The organism is Pseudomonas sp. DD1 (assembly GCF_044510355.1).
GTDB lineage: Bacteria > Pseudomonadota > Gammaproteobacteria > Pseudomonadales > Pseudomonadaceae > Aquipseudomonas > Aquipseudomonas shahriarae.
In genome coordinates this window covers 136,215-153,595 of record NZ_MSAJ01000033.1, presented here as the reverse complement: position 1 = coordinate 153,595, position 17,381 = coordinate 136,215, and the positions used below count along the sequence as shown (strand labels likewise).

Below are 17,381 nucleotides of genomic sequence, written 5' to 3'. Positions count from 1 at the left end.
TCAGGCGACCTGCGGCTTGTGGGCCACAAAACGCATCATCCATTCCGCCACGGTCACGCCGTGGTGGTCGCGTGCAAGGCTGGCGACACCTTGCTGATAGATCTGCTCGCCCAGGTTGAGCTGGCGGATATCGAGCAAGGCCCGGGAGTAGTCGTGGATAAATTCCGGGTGGCCCTGGAAGCACAGCACCTGGTCATTGATGTGATAGGCAGCAAACGGGCAAAAGTCGCTGGAAGCGATCACCGTGGCGTTTTCCGGCAATGCCGTGACCTGATCCTGATGACTGATCAACAGGGTCAGTTCTTCCACCACCGGGCTCATCCACGGTGCCTTGGCGGCCAATTGATAGTTGTGGGTGCCCACGCCCCAGCCCTGGCTCGCACGCTCGCTCTTGCCGCCCAGCAGCAGCGCCAGCAGTTGATGGCCGAAACAGATGCCAAGCAGCTTGTCGCCCCGCTCATAGCGGTTCAACAGGTAGGCCTTGAGGGTTTCGATCCACGGGTCGGTAGCGAAGGAGTCGGCCTTGCTGCCCGTGACCAGGTAGGCGTCGAACACTTCGCTGTCCGCCGGATAGTGACCTTCCATGACGTTGTAGACGACGAATTCGGCGGCAATCGGCTGCTGCGAAAACAGGCGCTGGAACATCTGCCCGTAACCTTGATATTGATCGACCAGTTCCGGACGCAGGATATCGGTTTCCAGAATGCAGACGCGTAGCGACATAAAAAATACCTGACACGGTGATGGGAATAACGCACACCCACCAGCCTGCCTTGAAATACCCTTTCAAGGCAAGCCCCACCCGTGCCCGGTCGGGAGGTTAGAACGTCGTGCCCTGGGCGGCTTTTTCCAGCAACAGCGCTGGCGGGCTGAAGCGCTCGCCATACTGCTCGGCCAGGTAACGCGCCCGGGCCACAAAGTCGTTCAGCCCATACTGGTTGATAAACTGCAGCGCCCCGCCGGTCCAGGCCGCAAAGCCGATACCGAAGATCGAGCCGATATTGGCATCGGCAGTGGACATCAACACGCCCTCCTCCACACACCGCACCGTTTCGATGGCCTGGATAAACAGCAGGCGGTCGCGCACGTCCTGGGCGCAAATCTGTTGGCCCGGCTTTTCAAAGCGCACCTTGAGTTCTGGCCACAGGTATTTCTGGCCACCATTGGGGTACTCGTAGAAACCACCGCCCGCCGCCTTGCCTGGGCGCTTGTACTCATTGAGCAGCAGGTCAATCACTGCAAACGCCGGATGCTCGGGAAGTGCCTTGCCTTCGGCATGCAGGTCCTTGGCTGTCTGCTGGCGGATATGGCTCATCAGGCTGAGGGAAACTTCGTCAGAGATCGCCAGCGGGCCAATCGGCATCCCGGCCTTGCGCGCCTCGGTCTCGATCATCGGCGCGGCCACGCCTTCGCCGAGCAGGGTAATGCCTTCATTGGTGAAGGTGCCGAACACCCGTGAGGTAAAGAAGCCGCGGCTGTCATTCACCACAATCGGGGTCTTCTTGATTTGCAGTACGAAATCAAAACCACGAGCCAGGGTTTCGTCGCTGGTGTTGGCGCCCTTGATGATTTCCACCAGGGGCATTTTTTCCACCGGGCTGAAGAAGTGCAGACCGATAAACTTGCCTTGATCAGGCACCGCGCTCGCCAGGCCGCTGATGGGCAAGGTGGACGTGTTGGAAGCGATCACCGCGTCAGCGCCTACCACCTGCTGGGCGGCGGCCGAGACCTTGGCCTTGAGGTCGCGGTCTTCGAATACGGCTTCGATGATCAGGTCGCAACCGGCCAGGTCGGCATCGCTATCGGTAGGATGGATCCGCGCCAGGGTGCTTTCGCGCTGCTCAGGGGTCAGTTGCCCACGGCTGACCTTCTTGTCCAGCAACGCTGCCGAATGGGCCTTGCCCTTCTCTGCCGCTGCCAGCGTGACGTCCTTGAGCACCACCTCCACGCCCGCCGATGCGCTGGTATAGGCAATCCCCGCGCCCATCATGCCGGCGCCGAGGATGCCGACCTTGCGTGTGACATACGGCGCAAATCCCCCAGGGCGTGAGCCACCGGCGTTGATTTCGTTGAGCTGGAACCAGAAGGTGCCGATCATGTTCTTCGCCACCTGGCCGGTGGTGAGTTCGGTGAAATAGCGGGTCTCGATCAGGTGTGCGGTGTCGAAGTCCACTTGGGCGCCTTCCACCGCGGCACAGAGGATTTTCTCCGGCGCGGGGAAGCAGCCATTGGTTTTGCTGCGCAGGATCGACGGCGCAATGGCGAGCATTTGCGCGACTTTCGGATTGGACGGTGTGCCACCGGGGATCTGATAACCCTTGATATCCCAAGGCTGCCTAGCCGTCGGATTGGCCAGGATCCAGGCCCGGGACTTGGCCAGCAGTTCGTCGCGATCCGCCGCCAATTCGTCGATCAAACCGGCCTGCAGAGCCTTTTGCGCGCTGATCTTCTTGCCTTCCAGCAGGTACGGCAAAGCCTTCTCCAGGCCCAGCATGCGCACCATGCGCACCACCCCGCCGCCGCCCGGCAGCAGGCCGAGGGTGACTTCCGGCAAGCCGATCTGCACGGCTGAGTGATCCAGCGCCACACGGTGCTGGCACGCCAGGCATAACTCCCAGCCACCGCCGAGGGCCGCGCCGTTGATCGCGGCCACCACCGGCTTGCCCAGGGTTTCCAGGCTGCGCAGTTGCGCCTTCAGGCCCAGGACCATGTCGTAGAACGCCTTGGCGTGGGGCTTGTCGACTTTGATCAGTTCATTGAGGTCGCCGCCGGCAAAGAAGGTTTTTTTCGCCGAGGTAATAATGACCCCGGCAATCGCGTCCTTGTCCGCGTCCAGGCGCGCGACGGTGGCGGCCATGGCCTCGCGGTAGGCCGCGTTCATGGTGTTGGCACTCTGGCCGGGCATGTCGAGGGTCAGCACCACGATCTGGTCCTGGCCTTTTTCGTAACGAATGGCGTCGGTCATGACAAATTCCTTAGGCTCAGAGGCGTTCGATAATGGTGGCGATACCCATGCCGCCGCCCACACAGAGCGTGGCCAGGCCGTAGCGCTGCTGGCGCGCCTCCAGTTCGTCGAGCAAGGTGCCGAGGATCGCGCACCCCGTGGCCCCCAGCGGGTGGCCCATGGCAATCGAGCCGCCATTGACGTTGACCCGGGCAGCGTCGATGCCCATGTCCTTGATGAACTTGAGCACCACCGAGGCAAAGGCTTCGTTGACCTCGAACAGGTCGATGTCCTCGACCCGCAGGCCGGCCTTGGCCAGGGCCTTGCGAGTGGCGGGCGCGGGGCCGGTAAGCATGATGGTCGGGTCGGTGCTGGTCACCGCCGTGGCAACGATGCGCGCACGCGCATGCAGCCCCAGTTCACGACCACGGGCCTCGGAGCCGATCAGCATCAAGGCCGCGCCATCGACAATCCCGGAGCTGTTACCCGGTGTGTGCACATGCTGGATGCGCTCGACATGGCTGTAGACCCGCAACGCCGTGGCATCAAAGCCCATCTGCCCCATCATTTCGAAGCTCGGCTTGAGCTTGCCCAAGCCCTCAAGCGTTGAGTCGCCACGGATAAATTCGTCGTGATCGAGCAACACGATCCCGTTCTGGTCCTGCACCGGGATCAGGGATTTCTTGAAGGAACCCTCTGACCAGGCCCGCGCCGCTTTCTGCTGGGAGTGTAAGGCGAAGGCATCGACATCTTCGCGGGAGAAGCCTTCCAGGGTGGCAATCAGGTCGGCGCCAATCCCCTGGGGCGTGAAGTGGCTGTGCATATTGGTCTGCGGGTCCAGCACCCAGGCACCGCCGTCACTGCCCATGGGCACGCGGGACATGGACTCGACACCGCCCACCACCACCAGGTCCTCGAAGCCAGACCGCACTTTCATCGCTCCGAGGTTGACCGCTTCCAGGCCCGACGCGCAAAAGCGGTTGACCTGCACACCGGCGACGCTGACGTCCCAGTCGGCCACCAGCGCGGCGGTCTTGGCGATGTCCGCGCCCTGATCCCCGACCGGCGTGACGCAACCGAGCACGATGTCATCCACCTGGCGCGTGTCCAGGTCGCTGCGCTGTTGCAGGGCGGTGAGCAAGCCGGCCAGCAGGTTCACCGGCTTGACGCTGTGCAAGGCGCCATCGGCCTTGCCTTTGCCCCGGGGCGTACGTATCGCATCAAAGATCAAAGCTTGGGTCATGACGTCCTCGAACCACTGTGCAATGGAGCTCTCAAGGGGAGAGCCGACCGTGCCCTTACCTTAAGCGCCGCGAGGGCAGATTCAATGACCGATGCGCTCATTGACCTTGACGACCACGCTCAGACGAACGGTAGGAGACTATCGGAAACACCGGGTTAATCGTTTTAGCTGTCTAGCCAAGGGGCTGGGGCGCAGATGGCTATATGCCTCATGCTTTTTTAAACGGCTTTCAATATAACTTGATACGAAAGCGTTCTAAGTCAAGCCCGACAAGGGCTCTAAGGTTGAATCAGTAAGAAGTGTATGACGCTGCTGCCGGGTCTTGCTGGAGCAGCTGTAAGAAAAATGCCATCTAGCCGGCTTAATGTAGCCAATGATGGTGCTTGGCTCAGGAATAACAACAAAAGGCAGTCAGCCATGTTCAAACAATCGAAAGTTCGCCAGGCGGGGCTTATTCTCTTCGCCACCACACTAATTCTGATTTTGCCCAACCTGACCAAGATCATTGGTTGAGCGGGCCGATCACACCTGAATACTCAAGCTTTTGGCAGCACCGTCCGGGAAACCGCCTAGAGCGTTCCCGTAACCGGGGCTGCCTTTTTTGCCTGCGGTTTGGTGGTGGTTGTCCGGTATCCTGAGACCCTATCGCCATTGCCGGATGGGCCCTGCCTTGAAACACCTTATCGTTCTGTTGCTGCTGATCCTGGCCTACCCCGCCAGCGCCGCCTCGTTGACCATCGAGCTAGATCACAGCCGCACCACGTGGCAAACCGCTGACCTGCTCAAGCACCCGGCTGCGCAGACCGTGCAGATCGTCGATGACGTTTCCTACAAGCGCACTATGACCTATCGCGCGGTGCCGCTGGCCGCACTCTTACCGGGCCTGCTGGCGCATAACCATGTGCAGGCGGTGGCGCTGGATGGTTTTGCCGCCGAACTGGCCGCCGCACCGCTGCTTCAGCAAAGCGGCGCCCAGGCGTGGCTGGCGGTGGAAGATCCGGTTCATCCTTGGCCGCCACTGGCCACTGGCAAACCCAGTGCTGGGCCGTTCTATCTGGTATGGACCCGGCCCCAGGCGAGCGGGATCAGCCCGGAACAATGGCCATTTCAGATCTCGACGATCAAACAGCTGAGAACCGTTGCCGAACGCTTCCCGGCGCTGCTGCCGGACCCGGCGCTGGCGGTGAATGACCCGATCAACCAGGGGTTTGCCCTGTTTCAGAAAAACTGCCTGGCCTGTCATCGTCTAAACGGCGCGGGTGACGCGCAGGTAGGGCCGGATCTGAATCTGCCCTACAGCCCGACCGAGTATTTCGGCGGCGACTTCCTCAAGCGTTATATCCGTGATCCCCAGAGCCTGAGGCATTGGCCGCAAGCCAAAATGCCAGCGTTTGCCGCCAGCGTGTTGCCGGATGCCGACCTGGAGTTGCTGGTAGGGTATTTGAAGCATATGGCCACGCGCAAAACCGACGCGCACTGATAGAGCCGGCTAGCCGGCTTCAGCAGGATGCGGCGGGGATTATTGCTGCTGCACCAGAATCACCGGGCTCGGTGCCACAAATACCCTGGCATGCATCTGCTCGTGCCCGCCGCCACGGCGCATGCCGCGCACCGGGCATGCATCGAGGTAATCCAGGCCCACTGCCAGTTTCAAATGCCGCTCCGGGCGCGCCAACTGGTTGGTCACATCGAAGCTGTACCAGGCGTCATCCAGCCAGGCTTCGGCCCAGGCGTGGCTGGCCAGGTGTTCACTGTCCTCGCTGTACAAATACCCCGACACATAACGTGTGGCGATCCCCAGGCTGCGCGCGCAGGCCAGGAAGGCGTGGGCATGATCCTGACAAACTCCGGCCCGCCCGGCGAACGCCTCGGCCGCGCTGGTCTCCACTTGGGTGGCGCCCGGCACATAGGCGATGTGCTGGTTGAGGGCGTGCATCAGGTCAATCAGGGCATTGCGATCCCGGCGCTTGCCGCAGTGCTGCTCGGCAAAGGCGCGCAGGGCCTCGTCCGGCTCGGTCAGGCGCGTGCAACGCTGGAAAGGAAATGGCGACTGGCTGTCATGCTCGGCCTCGCGCCACTCGTCGATATCCACCTGGCCCCGGGCGCCGATGATGATTGATTCATGGGGCTCATCCAGGGTCAGCACATGCAGGATATTGCCGAACGGGTCCAACTGGGCCCGTACCGGACGCGGCAGATCCAGTTGCCAACTGAGCACATGCTGACGCTCGCTGTCGTGAGGGGTCAGGCGCAGGTACTGGATGCTGGCGCGCACCTGGTCTTCATAGCGGTAGGTGGTTTCGTGGCTGATGGAAAGTCTCATGCCGCCTCCAGGTAGGAATGATGAATGGCGTTACCCAACTGGCGCACCAGGGGGATGAAGTCGGTCAGCCAGGCGTGCAGGCCTTCCTCGAGGATTTCGTCAATCGCGGTAAAGCGCAGGCGCGCGTCCATCTCGGCGGCCAGGCGCTGCGCCGGGCGGCCGTTGAGGCCGGGCAGGCTGGCGAGGATCTGGTCGATTTCTTCGCTGCACGCGCGCAAAGAGCGCGGCACATCGGCACGCAGCAGCAACAGTTCGGCCACCTGACGAGCGCCGGGGGCATCACGGTAGATTTCGGTGTAGGCCTCGAACGACGACAAGGCCCGCAATAGCGCACTCCATTGGTAGTAGGCGTGGGCGGTGCCATCAATCACCACTTCGGCCTGGTCGCCGGCCATCTCGTAGCGGGCATCCAACAGGCGCAAAGTGTTGTCCGCCCGTTCGATAAAGGTGCCCAGGCGAATAAAGCGAAAAGCGTCGTTGCGCATGATGGTGCCGTAGGTGGCGCCGCGAAACAGGTGGGAGCGTTCCTTGACCCATTCGCAGAAACGGCTCATGCCATAACGGCTCAGGCCTTCCTGGGCGATGACGCGAATATCCAGCCAGGTGGCGTTGATGTTTTCCCACATGTCGGCGGTGATTCGCCCACGCACGGCATGGGCACTGGCGCGGGCGGCACCCAGGCAACTGTAGATGCTCGCCGGATTGGCGGCGTCCAGGGCAAAGAAGTGCAACAACCGCTCGGCATGCAATTCGCCGTGACGCGCGTGATAGTCGTCCAGGGTGCCGGTGATCAGCAGGGGCATGGCCAGTTCGTGCAGGCCATCGCCGCGTCCATCCTGGGGCATCAGCGACAGCGAATAGCTGACATCCAGCATGCGCGCGAGGTTTTCCGCGCGCTCCAGATAGCGCGACATCCAATATAAATCCGAGGCAGTTCTGCTCAACATGGCTTCAATCCTCCACCACCCAGGTGTCTTTGGTGCCGCCGCCCTGGGACGAGTTGACCACCAGCGAGCCTTCACGCAGCGCGACACGGGTCAGCCCGCCCGGCACCACGCGGGTTTCCTTGCCCGACAAGACGAACGGCCGCAGGTCGATATGCCGCGGTGCGATGCCGTTTTCGACAAAGGTCGGGCACGTCGACAGGCACAGGGTCGGCTGGGCAATGTAGGCATGGGGCTTGGCCTTGATCCGTGCGCGAAAGGCTTCGATCTCGGCGGCCGTGGCGGCAGGCCCGACCAGCATGCCGTAGCCACCGGAGCCCTGGGTTTCCTTGACCACCAGCTCTGGCAAATTGGCCAGTACATGGGACAGCTCGTCAGGCTTGCGGCACTGGAACGTCGGAACGTTCTTCAGAATGGGTTCTTCATCCAGGTAAAAGCGGATCATGTCGGTGACGAAGGGATACACCGATTTGTCATCCGCCACCCCGGTGCCAATGGCATTGGCCAGCACCACATTACCCGAGCGATAGGCGGCCAGCAGGCCCGGCACGCCGAGCATCGACTCCGGGTTGAAGGCCAACGGGTCGAGGTAGGCATCGTCGAGACGCCGGTAGATCACGTCCACCGCCTTGGGCCCGTCGGTGGTGCGCATGAATACCCGGTCGTCACGCACGAACAGGTCGGCGCCCTCCACCAGTTCCACACCCATTTCCCGGGCGAGAAACGCATGTTCGAAAAACGCACTGTTGAACCGCCCTGGCGTCAGTACCACCACACTGGGGTTGTCCAGCGGGCTGGAACTTTTCAGGGTGTCGAGCAGCAGGTTGGGGTAATGGTCGATCGGCGCGATGCGTTGGGCGGCGAACAGTTCAGGGAACAGGCGCATCATCATCTTGCGGTCTTCGAGCATGTAGCTCACACCGCTGGGGGTGCGCAGGTTGTCTTCCAGCACGTAGTACGTGCCGTCGCCATCCCGTACCAGATCGACCCCAGAGACTTGGGAATAGAGACCACGGTGCAGGTCCAGGCCCTGCATCGCCAGTTGGTATTGCTCATTGGCCAACACTTGCTCGGCAGGAATAATCCCGGCCTTGATAATCCGTTGGTCGTGATACAGGTCGGCGAGGAACAGGTTCAATGCCTTGACCCGCTGAATACAGCCACGTTCGACCACCCGCCACTCACTGGCGGGAATGCTGCGCGGGATGGTATCGAAGGGAATCAGGCGCTCGGTGCCCTGTTCGTCGCCGTACAGGGTGAAGGTGATACCGGCGCGGTGAAACAGCAGATCCGCTTCACGGCGGCGCTGGGCCAGCAGTTCGGTCGGGGTTTCAGCCAGCCAGCGGGCAAACTCGCGATAGTGAGGCCGGACCTGGCCGACCTCATCGTACATTTCATCGTAATAAGTGCGGATCATGCCGAACTCCTTGTCACCCGGACGCAACGGACTGTCGCAAGGCCCGTGCCAGCGGCATAAACACTTAAGTATCAATCAGTTGGATACATTAAAAGGCTGCTACGCACCGTCCTGGTGCAGTTAACGCCCAAGCGTTGCCACGCGCGCTTCAAAGCGACGCAGGCATTGCCTATCACCAGCATAGTCAGAGTTGATTTCACTGCCCGGGAAAGCCTGCGGATAATCACCCACATTCGCTGAACAGGATTCGTCCTACAGCATCCCCACAGCACCGCCGGTAATTTGCTCGTGCAAGTACCGACCGGTTCCCCTTCTTTCCGGTCTTCCCTTTTGGCCACCCTGCTCGGGTGGCCTTTTTTTTGTGGAGGATTTTTCGCAATAAGTTCCAAGTACTTTGCCGCGCCACAAACAAAATCGGCCGACCCAAGGGTCAGCCGATACGCTGCTTTATTGATCATGCGACTACATGGGTAACCCACGAACCTCGTGCTTCACACCCCATCCTTCGATAATCCCGCCCAAGGGCTCGACTACCGCCTCAAAGTCCTGCTCGAAATCACCTATACCGTCATAGGTGGCGAACATAACTTTGCTTAATTCCAGGAACCAGGCGCCATCATCCCGCGCACTGACCTGGGCATTGATCGACTCGCCACGAAACCGACCCGCAGCCCGGCGCGCACGTTCCTCGTCCGGGAAAATGGCGTAGAACTCGATGGGGTGGAAACGTGAAAAGTCAAAGCCGCCCTCTTTCATGCGGCGTAACACGTGGGTGCTGATGTCTTCTTGATAGGCTGTGCTCATGAAACGTCCTCCTGAACCGATGGATAGACTTTCCGTGCTTCCCAGGGCCTGCGCGTGAACAGCGCAGGTAGACGGCAATGACATCACCGCAGGAAAACAAGCATGTAGCTGACAAGACCAGACCTTAGCGATTCATTCGCTGATCTCCCTTGCAGAGTAGCGCGAAGCTATCAGCTCCACCAGCAGCGCTTTAACAACGTACAGGGAATATTCAGGGGGCGGGAGAGATGTCGAGGATCTGGATACTGTTCTGATCCTTCAGGCTTTTCACCGTCGGTTCGGCGATGCGACCGTCCAGGTCATTGAGGTCCAGTTTGGCGGGGATGGGCAGTAATTTGGCGCGAATCATCTGTGCGGCGACTTCGAGGCTGGGCTTTTGCGCGCAGCTGAACTGCTCCACGGACTGCACGCCGTGATCATCAACGAAGGTAACTTGCCAGTTTTGCATCAGTGCCTCCTCGATAAAGCCCATGGATGGGCTTATACCTATCTGGACCTTGAGGGCCCGGCGATCGTTCCACTCAAGGCAGGAGGCACCTGATCGGTTGGGCTTACGGCTTCTCGGCCGCTGCCTTGAGGGCTTTCAAGGTGTTGAAGGGGGCTTCAACCACAAACTTGTTGGCCAACCAGGAAGGCACGCTGCCGCCTGGCTCGGTGTGGACCTGGTAGGTCACTTCGGTCTGGTCGGCACCTTTGGGCACCAGTTTCCAGAAGCCTTCTACCTGGGCCACACGCACATAACCCTTCTCTTCCGGCAGATAGGTGGGTACTTCCAGCAGCTTGCGGGTCACGCTGCCATCGGCAGCCTGGGTGGTGGTGATTTCCAGGATCGAGTCACGATCGGTCACCGGGAACGGCGCCTTGAACTGGGTGTAGGTCCAGCTCTTGTCGCCTTCCTTCTTGAGCAACTTCTGCGACTTGCATTCGTGAATCCACTTACAGGCACCGACGACATCGTCCTGCAGGGCCTGGACCTTGGCCAATGGCGCCTTGATCACAGTAACGCCGCGATAAGCCTTGTACTTGGAGCCAGCCACTTCACTCAAGGCAACTTTGATGCCTTCTTCATCCTTGGCAACCTGCCACTCTTCTGCCTGTGCAGCAGCCGCAAACAACACCGTAAAACCGCACAACACAGCCATTCGTTTCAGCGAACCCATTGGTGTATTCCTTATTGTTGAAGTTCTGACATTAAAGCCCACTAAGCCGCCGTCATCTGCTCCCACCAGCCGATCAACCTGATCGCTTCTTCCTGGCTACTACCACAGACCTCAAGATCTGCCGCAAAGGCACCGCACACCGCAGGCCGCTCCGGCTGGCCAAACAATTGGCACAGCTGTTCGACCGACAGATGCAGGCAGCGTTCGCCTGCGGGTTTGCCATTAGGCATACCGGGCAACGGCGAACTGATGGAGGGGGCTATACAGCAGGCGCCACAGCCTTCACGGCATTTCATGACCAACAGGTCCTCGACGACATAGTGTTGATGGCCGGGCTAGAGTACGCCCTAAAACATCCGTTTTAAAATGGTCTAACAGGGGTTTTTCGCAGAAAACAAAAGTGACCGACCAGTCTGCGACAGAAGGTCAGTGGATCAGGTCACTTTGCGAGGAAGATTAATTCTTGAATTCAAAATCCAGAGCCGCGCCTTCAACGTCGCGCCGCTCTTCATTGCGCATTTGCAACTGCATTTCATTGCTGAGCAAGCGCCCGTTGATCTGGAATGCACTGTTATCGACCGGCTTCTCATCAAACATCGGCGGCAACAACGGTACGTTTCTAGGTTGCGGCATGGTGCCAAGGGGCTGCAGATGGCGGACCATTTCCTGGGGCAGACTGAGGTCCAGTTGTGCAGGCGCCAGCTTGGTCTGGGCCACTTCACGGGCCGACTTGGATTTGCTGGCGGTAGGTGCGCGCTTTTTCACCTTGGCGGTTTTTTTAACCGGGGCGGGCTTTTTCGCCTGGACCGTTTTTTTAGCCGGGGCCGGCTTTTGTTCAGCGGCTGCCAGCACGATCGGCGCACTGGCAGGTGCTGCCAGTACAGGCGTGGCGTTGCACAGGCCCGCCAGACAGATCAACAGCGCGGCAGGAAAAATATAAGTCATATCGCCTACAGCATTAACGGCAGAAGGCCATATGCTCGCTTGTTGAGCGCAGCATGACAAGCGCGGTGATTAGCCACCTACCGTTCATGCCCGTCTTTGGCCCTTCAAAACCCGCTCGCCGCCTCCTGGCACAACTGGTTGGCCAGCATGCCCAGGGTCATCAAGGCGCGCTCGGCTTCACGGTTCCACGGGGTACCGCAATTAAGCCGGATACAGTGGTTGAACTGTTCTGTATTACTGAAGATCAGCCCCGGCGCAATGCTGATGCCCTGCTGCAGAGCGCGCACGTGCAGTTCCTGGGTGTTGACCCTGCCCGGCAGGCTGACCCACAGGATAAAACCGCCGGTCGGTCGGCTCATCTGCGTGCCTTCAGGGAAATACTGCTGCACCGCCAACTGGAAGGCGCTGAGGTTCTTGCGGTATTCCTGGCGAATGTAGCGCAGGTGCCGGTCGTAACCGCCGTTCTCCAGGTACGCCGCCACCCCCATCTGCGTGACGCTGCACGCCGAGTGGGTGCTGAACATCTGCAGGCGCTGGATCTCCTGCTGGTATTTGCCGGCAATCATCCAGCCGATGCGCACGCCGGGGGACAGGGTCTTGGAAAAACTCGAGCAGTAGATCACCCGGTCCAGGCGGTCATACGCCTTGAGGGCCTTGGTGCGCCCCAATTCGAACATCAATTCGCCGTAGATATCATCTTCAACAATCTGGATATCGAAATCCGAGGCCAGGCGCAGCAACTGTTTCTGCCGCTCTTCGGGCATGGTGCCGCCCAGGGGATTGCTCAGGCGCGTGGTCAGCACCAGGGCCTTGATCGACCATTGGTTGGCCGCCAGTTGCAGAGCCTCCAGGCTCATGCCGGTGGCCGGGTCGCTGGGGATCTCGATGACCTTGAGGCCGAGCAAGTCCGCCAGTTGCAGGAGGCCGTAATAGGTGGGGGACTCGGCGGCGATCAGGTCGCCGGGACGGGTCAGCACGCGCAAGGACATCTGCAACGCATCGACACACCCGTGGGTGATCACCACTTCGGACGGGTCGACCACCACACCGGCATCGCGCATGCGAATCGCAACCTGGCGCCGCAACGGCTCAAAGCCCGGGCTGAACATATAGCTGAACGCCCGTGGGCTCTGGAAGCGCGTGACCTTGGCCAGTTGCTGGTGCAGCGCGCGTACCGGCAGGTAATCGACACTGGGCACGGCGGCGCCGAGCGGGAACACCCCTTCACGACGGGACTCGACCAAGACCTGTTGAATGATACTGCTGCGTGTGACCAGGCCCGGGCGCTCGACCCGCGCAATATCCGGCGTCGGTGCGGTCAGGGCCGGGGTCTGGTGCACGTAATACCCGGACTGCGGCCGCGCGCGGATCAACCCCTGATCCTCAAGATTGGCGTAGGCCTGCAACACCGTGGCATGACTGACATTGAGCTGGGAGCTCATCTTGCGCACCGAAGGCACGCGCTCACCCGGTTGATAGACACCGCGCCGGATATCTTCAGCCAATTGCTGGGCGATACGTTGGTAAAGCAAGAGATTGGTCATGACGCAGCACTCGATTTCACGGGTATTTTATTTTTGTGTGAAACATACCGGCACAGTTTAGAAGTGTACGGGGACAGTTGCCACAATAGTCGAGGACGGGCGGCAGTGATAGAAAAAACTGTAGGGGTTGAGCACGCAATGGCGGGCATGAAAAACCCGATCGAGGATCGGGTTACGGGGCGAGACACACAGCCTATTCCCTGTGGGAGCTGGCTTGCCTGCAATGGCATCGCTACGGTTCAGTTGAAAGTCCGCGTCGCCTGTATCGCAGGCAAGTCGGCGCCCACAAGAACTGAGGTTCAGCGCGCGGCGCCGAGCTGGCCCTTGTCATCGGAGAAGACAATCTCCACACGCCGGTTCTGCGCCCGCCCCCGTTCGGAAGCATTCACTTCCACCGGGTACTGATCGCCATAACCTTCCACCTGGATGCGTTTGTCATCAATGCCCAGGTCAACCAGTACGTCCGCCACGGCCTGTGCCCGGTCACGGGACAGTTTGAGGTTTTCCTGCTCGCCGCCGGTACTGTCGGTATAGCCCTCGATCCGCACTACGCGCTTGGGGTTCAGTTGCAGGAATTGCACGATCTTCAGCACTGTACGGTTGGCGGAGTTTTTCAGTTCGGCCTGGCCGGTGTCGAACAGCACATCGCCCAGGGTCATCACCAGGCCACGATCGGTCTGGGTGGTGGTCAGGCTGGCGATCTGCTCTTCGAGCCACTTGCCCTGTTGTTGCACGCTCAACAATTTGGCCTCGCGCAGCGCCAGTTGCAGGCGTTGGCGCTCCAGTTCGCGTTTGGCGGCACGTTCTTCGTTGAGCACCAGTTGCGTATGTTCCCGGGCAATCGCGCTGTAGCGCTGGCTCAGGTAGGCGTAATGCACCACGTCGCCACCACTGCCCCAGTAGCTGGACAGACGGTCGGCGCGGGCCAGGGACTCACCGGCGCGGATCACGTCCTTGGGCGCGATACGCAATACATTGGAGTCTTCCTTGACCTTCTGGAAGTCGCTGCCGGCCTGTTGCAACGCAGTGTCGCTATTGGGGTGGCTGGCACAGCCGCCGAGCACCAAGCTGCTCAATAGCAGCCCACAGGTCAGACGGTTCATTGGGCATCTCCCAGCTGTTTGCGCAGGCGGGTGATACGGGTGTCGAGGACATTCAACTGTTCCTGGCTTTTTTGCGTCAGCACCCGTGCCTCTGCCAGGCGGGCATCCAGTTCGGCCTGTTCAGCCAGCATGCGGGCATCCTTGTAGGATTCATCCGCCATATCGGCCTTGGCCTGGGCCAGCTTCGTTTCGGCGAGTTTCAACTCGGGCACGTCGTCAGCAACGGCCCCCACGGCGGCGGCTTGCTCCAGGGCTTGCTGGGTCAGGCGCATTTGCTCATTCGGCGCAGGATCTGCGGCACAGCCCGCCAGCGTTACTACGGCGAGGGCGGCGAAAAGAGGTCGAATAGTCACTAAAAATCCCTACTTTGTTGGGGTACCGACGGGTTGCTGCAACTGCGTCTTCCAGCGTTCGATATTGCGCTGCAACGCGGCTTCCGTCAGACCGGACGCGGCCAATTCTGTCATCTTTTTCGCGAGCTGTCCGCGCAACCACGGATCATTGCAGGCAGAGTTGTGGGAAATCGCCAGGAACAGCCCCGGCTGATCAATCGGCAGCTCACGGGCCAGCAAGTCTTTGCTCATCCCCAGGGTCTGGGCCATGGCCATGCCGGAGTAACGTCCCGCCAGCACGTAGTCCACTTCACCCAGCAACAGTTTCTGCAAGGCCGGGGTCAGGGTTGGCACGCGTTCCAGGGTCAGGTGCTCGCTGGCAAAGGTTTCAAACTCAGGGGACAGGCGCGCCCGCTCCGAGACCGCACCTTTGTGGCCATGCAAATCGGCCGCGCTGGCGTAGACCAGGGGCGAGTCGACGCGGGTCCACACCCGGTAATCGGCCTGCATCAGCGCCGGGTGGATGTAGTCCAGGGTCTCCAGTTCGCTGACGTTCAGCGGCGCGTCGAGCAGCATGTCCATACGCCCGCTGCGCACTTCTTCAAGGGCCAGGGAACGCTTGCCGCCGTACAGCAGGTCGATTTTCAGCCCCAGTTCCTTGGCCACTTGTTGCAACACATCGGCATTCGCGCCGATCAGGTGGGTGGGGGCTTGGGGGTCACGCCACAGGTAGGGCGGCGCATCCGGGCTGCCGGTCACCACCAGGCGCTCGCATTTGCCAGCCGCGATAGACACGGTCGGCAGCAGTGACAGGCCCAGCAGTACAGTCCAGCGACGCAGTTCCATGGCGTGTTTCCCGATCAAGAGTGGCGTGCAAAAAAAAACCCGGTCATAAGACCGGGCTCTTTATAAGTGAAGCGGCTGGTTTAGACCAGCTTCTCCAACTCAGGTACAGCTTCGAACAAGTCCGCAACCAGGCCGTAATCCGCCACCTGGAAGATCGGTGCTTCTTCGTCCTTGTTGATCGCAACGATCACCTTGGAGTCTTTCATACCGGCCAAGTGCTGGATCGCGCCGGAGATACCGACCGCGATGTACAGCTGTGGCGCAACGATCTTGCCGGTCTGGCCGACCTGCATGTCGTTGGGTACGAAACCTGCGTCAACAGCCGCGCGGGAAGCGCCGACCGCAGCGCCCAGCTTGTCGGCCAGGGCGTACAGGTGTTTGAAGTTGTCACCGTTCTGCATGCCACGCCCGCCGGAAACGACGATCTTGGCAGCGGTCAGCTCAGGACGATCGGACTTGGCCAGCTCTTCGCCAACAAAGCTGGAAGTACCAGCGTCGTGCGCGGCAGCCACCGCTTCAACGGCAGCCGAACCACCTTCAGCGGCAACCGGGTCGAAACCGGTGGCACGGACGGTGATCACTTTGACCGCAGCAGTGGACTGTACGGTGGCAATGGCGTTACCGGCGTAGATCGGGCGCTTGAAGGTGTCGGCGCTTTCGACCGAAACGATCTCGGAGATCTGGTCAACGTCCAGTTGCGCAGCAACGCGCGGCAGGATGTTTTTGCCGTTGGAAGTGGCGGCAGCCAGGATGTGGCTGTAGCCAGCGCCCAGCTCTGCAACCAGAGGGGCAACGTTTTCCGGCAACTGGTGAGCGTAGGCAGCGTTGTCGGCGGCCAGTACTTTGCTCACACCGGCGATTTTCGCGGCGGCTTCAGCCACGGCACCCACATTCTGGCCAGCGACCAGCACGTGGATATCACCACCGATTTTCGCAGCGGCAGCCACGGTGTTCAGGGTGGCCGGGGCCAGCACCTTGTTATCGTGTTCGGCGATTACGAGGATAGTCATGATCAGATCACCTTCGCTTCGTTTTTCAGTTTCTCGACCAGTTCAGCCACCGACTTGACCTTGATACCCGCGCTGCGTGCAGCTGGCGCTTCGACTTTGACGGTCTTGTTGGTAGAGGCGGTGGAAACGCCCAAAGCATCCGGAGTCAGCACTTCAAGCGGCTTCTTCTTGGCTTTCATGATGTTTGGCAGGGACGCATAACGCGGCTCGTTCAAACGCAGGTCGGTGGTGACGATGGCCGGCAGTTTCAGGGAAACGGTCTGCGCGCCGCCGTCGATTTCGCGGGTCACGGCAACGCTGTCGCCACTGACTTCGACTTTCGAGGCAAAGGTACCCTGGCCGTAACCGGTCAGTGCAGCCAGCATCTGGCCAGTCTGGTTGTTGTCGCTGTCGATGGCCTGTTTGCCGAGGATCACCAGTTGCGGCTGTTCCTTGTCGACAACGGCTTTCAACAGCTTGGCCACGGCCAGCGAGGTCAGCTCTTCAGCGGATTCGACGAGAACCGCGCGATCGGCACCCAGGGCCAGGGCGGTACGCAGCTGCTCTTGAGCAGTGGTCGGACCGATGGAAACGACGACGATTTCAGTCACGACACCTTTTTCTTTCAGGCGTACGGCTTCTTCCACGGCGATTTCGCAGAAGGGGTTCATCGACATTTTGACGTTAGCCAGATCGACGCCGGAATTGTCCGCCTTGACGCGAACTTTCACGTTGTAATCGACAACGCGTTTGACAGCTACAAGAACCTTCATGGATTCCTCGTTAC

19 protein-coding genes are annotated in these 17,381 nt (G+C 60.4%); 2 read left to right on the top strand and 17 right to left on the bottom strand.

What is annotated here, in order from left to right; translation table 11 throughout:
- From PSFL_RS19865 to PSFL_RS19855, 3 genes are all read right to left on the bottom strand, one after another.
- A complete protein-coding gene (locus PSFL_RS19865) occupies positions 1-723 on the bottom strand; it encodes an amidotransferase (protein ID WP_057439578.1) in 723 nt (240 codons plus the stop codon).
- A gap of 97 nt (positions 724-820) precedes the next feature.
- Complete coding sequence (locus PSFL_RS19860; RefSeq protein ID WP_397470402.1) at positions 821-2,965, bottom strand: 3-hydroxyacyl-CoA dehydrogenase NAD-binding domain-containing protein; 2,145 nt, start codon at positions 2,963-2,965, stop codon at positions 821-823.
- A gap of 16 nt (positions 2,966-2,981) precedes the next feature.
- The gene (locus PSFL_RS19855; RefSeq protein ID WP_397470401.1) at positions 2,982-4,187 is read right to left on the bottom strand and encodes an acetyl-CoA C-acetyltransferase; all 1,206 of its coding nucleotides are present in this window, start codon (positions 4,185-4,187) and stop codon (positions 2,982-2,984) included.
- A gap of 303 nt (positions 4,188-4,490) precedes the next feature.
- Between PSFL_RS19855 and PSFL_RS19850 the strand changes: the two genes are divergently transcribed.
- Together PSFL_RS19850 and PSFL_RS19845 are read left to right on the top strand one after the other, a co-directional pair.
- Complete coding sequence (locus PSFL_RS19850) at positions 4,491-4,700, top strand: hypothetical protein (RefSeq protein ID WP_169960798.1); 210 nt, start codon at positions 4,491-4,493, stop codon at positions 4,698-4,700.
- A 145-nt stretch (positions 4,701-4,845) separates the two neighbouring features.
- Entirely contained in the window at positions 4,846-5,667 is an 822-nt protein-coding gene (locus tag PSFL_RS19845; protein WP_397470400.1) for a c-type cytochrome, read from the top strand.
- 39 nt (positions 5,668-5,706) lie between these two features.
- Here PSFL_RS19845 and PSFL_RS19840 read toward each other — a convergent pair whose 3' ends face one another.
- The 14 genes from PSFL_RS19840 to PSFL_RS19775 all read right to left on the bottom strand — a co-directional run bounded on the left by PSFL_RS19840 (position 5,707) and on the right by PSFL_RS19775 (position 17,367).
- Entirely contained in the window at positions 5,707-6,510 is an 804-nt protein-coding gene (locus PSFL_RS19840) for a transglutaminase family protein (RefSeq protein ID WP_170059642.1), read from the bottom strand.
- On the bottom strand, positions 6,507-7,457 hold the full coding sequence (locus PSFL_RS19835; protein WP_057439581.1) for an alpha-E domain-containing protein: 951 nt from the start codon (positions 7,455-7,457) through the stop codon (positions 6,507-6,509). The genes PSFL_RS19840 and PSFL_RS19835 overlap by 4 nt, the downstream gene beginning before the upstream one ends.
- 4 nt (positions 7,458-7,461) lie before the next feature.
- The gene (locus PSFL_RS19830) at positions 7,462-8,871 is read right to left on the bottom strand and encodes a circularly permuted type 2 ATP-grasp protein (RefSeq protein ID WP_397470399.1); all 1,410 of its coding nucleotides are present in this window, start codon (positions 8,869-8,871) and stop codon (positions 7,462-7,464) included.
- A gap of 462 nt (positions 8,872-9,333) precedes the next feature.
- Positions 9,334-9,675: a ribonuclease E inhibitor RraB gene (locus PSFL_RS19825; protein WP_029299641.1), complete on the bottom strand. Its 342-nt coding sequence runs from the start codon at positions 9,673-9,675 to the stop codon at positions 9,334-9,336.
- A gap of 211 nt (positions 9,676-9,886) precedes the next feature.
- The gene (locus tag PSFL_RS19820) at positions 9,887-10,123 is read right to left on the bottom strand and encodes a hypothetical protein (protein WP_225923814.1); all 237 of its coding nucleotides are present in this window, start codon (positions 10,121-10,123) and stop codon (positions 9,887-9,889) included.
- Between the two features lie 103 nt (positions 10,124-10,226).
- Positions 10,227-10,835 carry an START domain-containing protein gene (locus tag PSFL_RS19815; RefSeq protein ID WP_057439582.1) on the bottom strand — a complete coding sequence of 203 codons (609 nt, stop codon included), beginning with the start codon at positions 10,833-10,835 and terminating at the stop codon, positions 10,227-10,229.
- 41 nt (positions 10,836-10,876) lie between these two features.
- Complete coding sequence (locus PSFL_RS19810) at positions 10,877-11,131, bottom strand: YkgJ family cysteine cluster protein (protein ID WP_076961156.1); 255 nt, start codon at positions 11,129-11,131, stop codon at positions 10,877-10,879.
- Positions 11,132-11,291: 160 nt separating this feature from the next.
- On the bottom strand, positions 11,292-11,780 hold the full coding sequence (locus PSFL_RS19805) for a hypothetical protein (protein ID WP_057439583.1): 489 nt from the start codon (positions 11,778-11,780) through the stop codon (positions 11,292-11,294).
- A gap of 104 nt (positions 11,781-11,884) precedes the next feature.
- Positions 11,885-13,324, bottom strand: a complete 1,440-nt coding sequence (locus PSFL_RS19800; protein ID WP_057960378.1) for a PLP-dependent aminotransferase family protein — start codon at positions 13,322-13,324, stop codon at positions 11,885-11,887.
- Positions 13,325-13,623: 299 nt separating this feature from the next.
- On the bottom strand, positions 13,624-14,427 hold the full coding sequence (locus PSFL_RS19795) for an OmpA family protein (protein ID WP_057960379.1): 804 nt from the start codon (positions 14,425-14,427) through the stop codon (positions 13,624-13,626).
- Entirely contained in the window at positions 14,424-14,780 is a 357-nt protein-coding gene (locus PSFL_RS19790; RefSeq protein WP_057439585.1) for a DUF4398 domain-containing protein, read from the bottom strand. The genes PSFL_RS19795 and PSFL_RS19790 overlap by 4 nt, the downstream gene beginning before the upstream one ends.
- Before the next feature lie 9 nt (positions 14,781-14,789).
- Positions 14,790-15,605 (bottom strand): ABC transporter substrate-binding protein, encoded by an 816-nt coding sequence (locus PSFL_RS19785; protein WP_115128741.1) that lies wholly within the window; start codon positions 15,603-15,605, stop codon positions 14,790-14,792.
- Positions 15,606-15,685: 80 nt separating this feature from the next.
- A complete protein-coding gene (locus PSFL_RS19780) occupies positions 15,686-16,615 on the bottom strand; it encodes an electron transfer flavoprotein subunit alpha/FixB family protein (RefSeq protein WP_057960381.1) in 930 nt (309 codons plus the stop codon).
- 2 nt (positions 16,616-16,617) lie between these two features.
- On the bottom strand, positions 16,618-17,367 hold the full coding sequence (locus PSFL_RS19775; protein WP_057960382.1) for an electron transfer flavoprotein subunit beta/FixA family protein: 750 nt from the start codon (positions 17,365-17,367) through the stop codon (positions 16,618-16,620).
- Positions 17,368-17,381 lie beyond the last annotated feature (14 nt).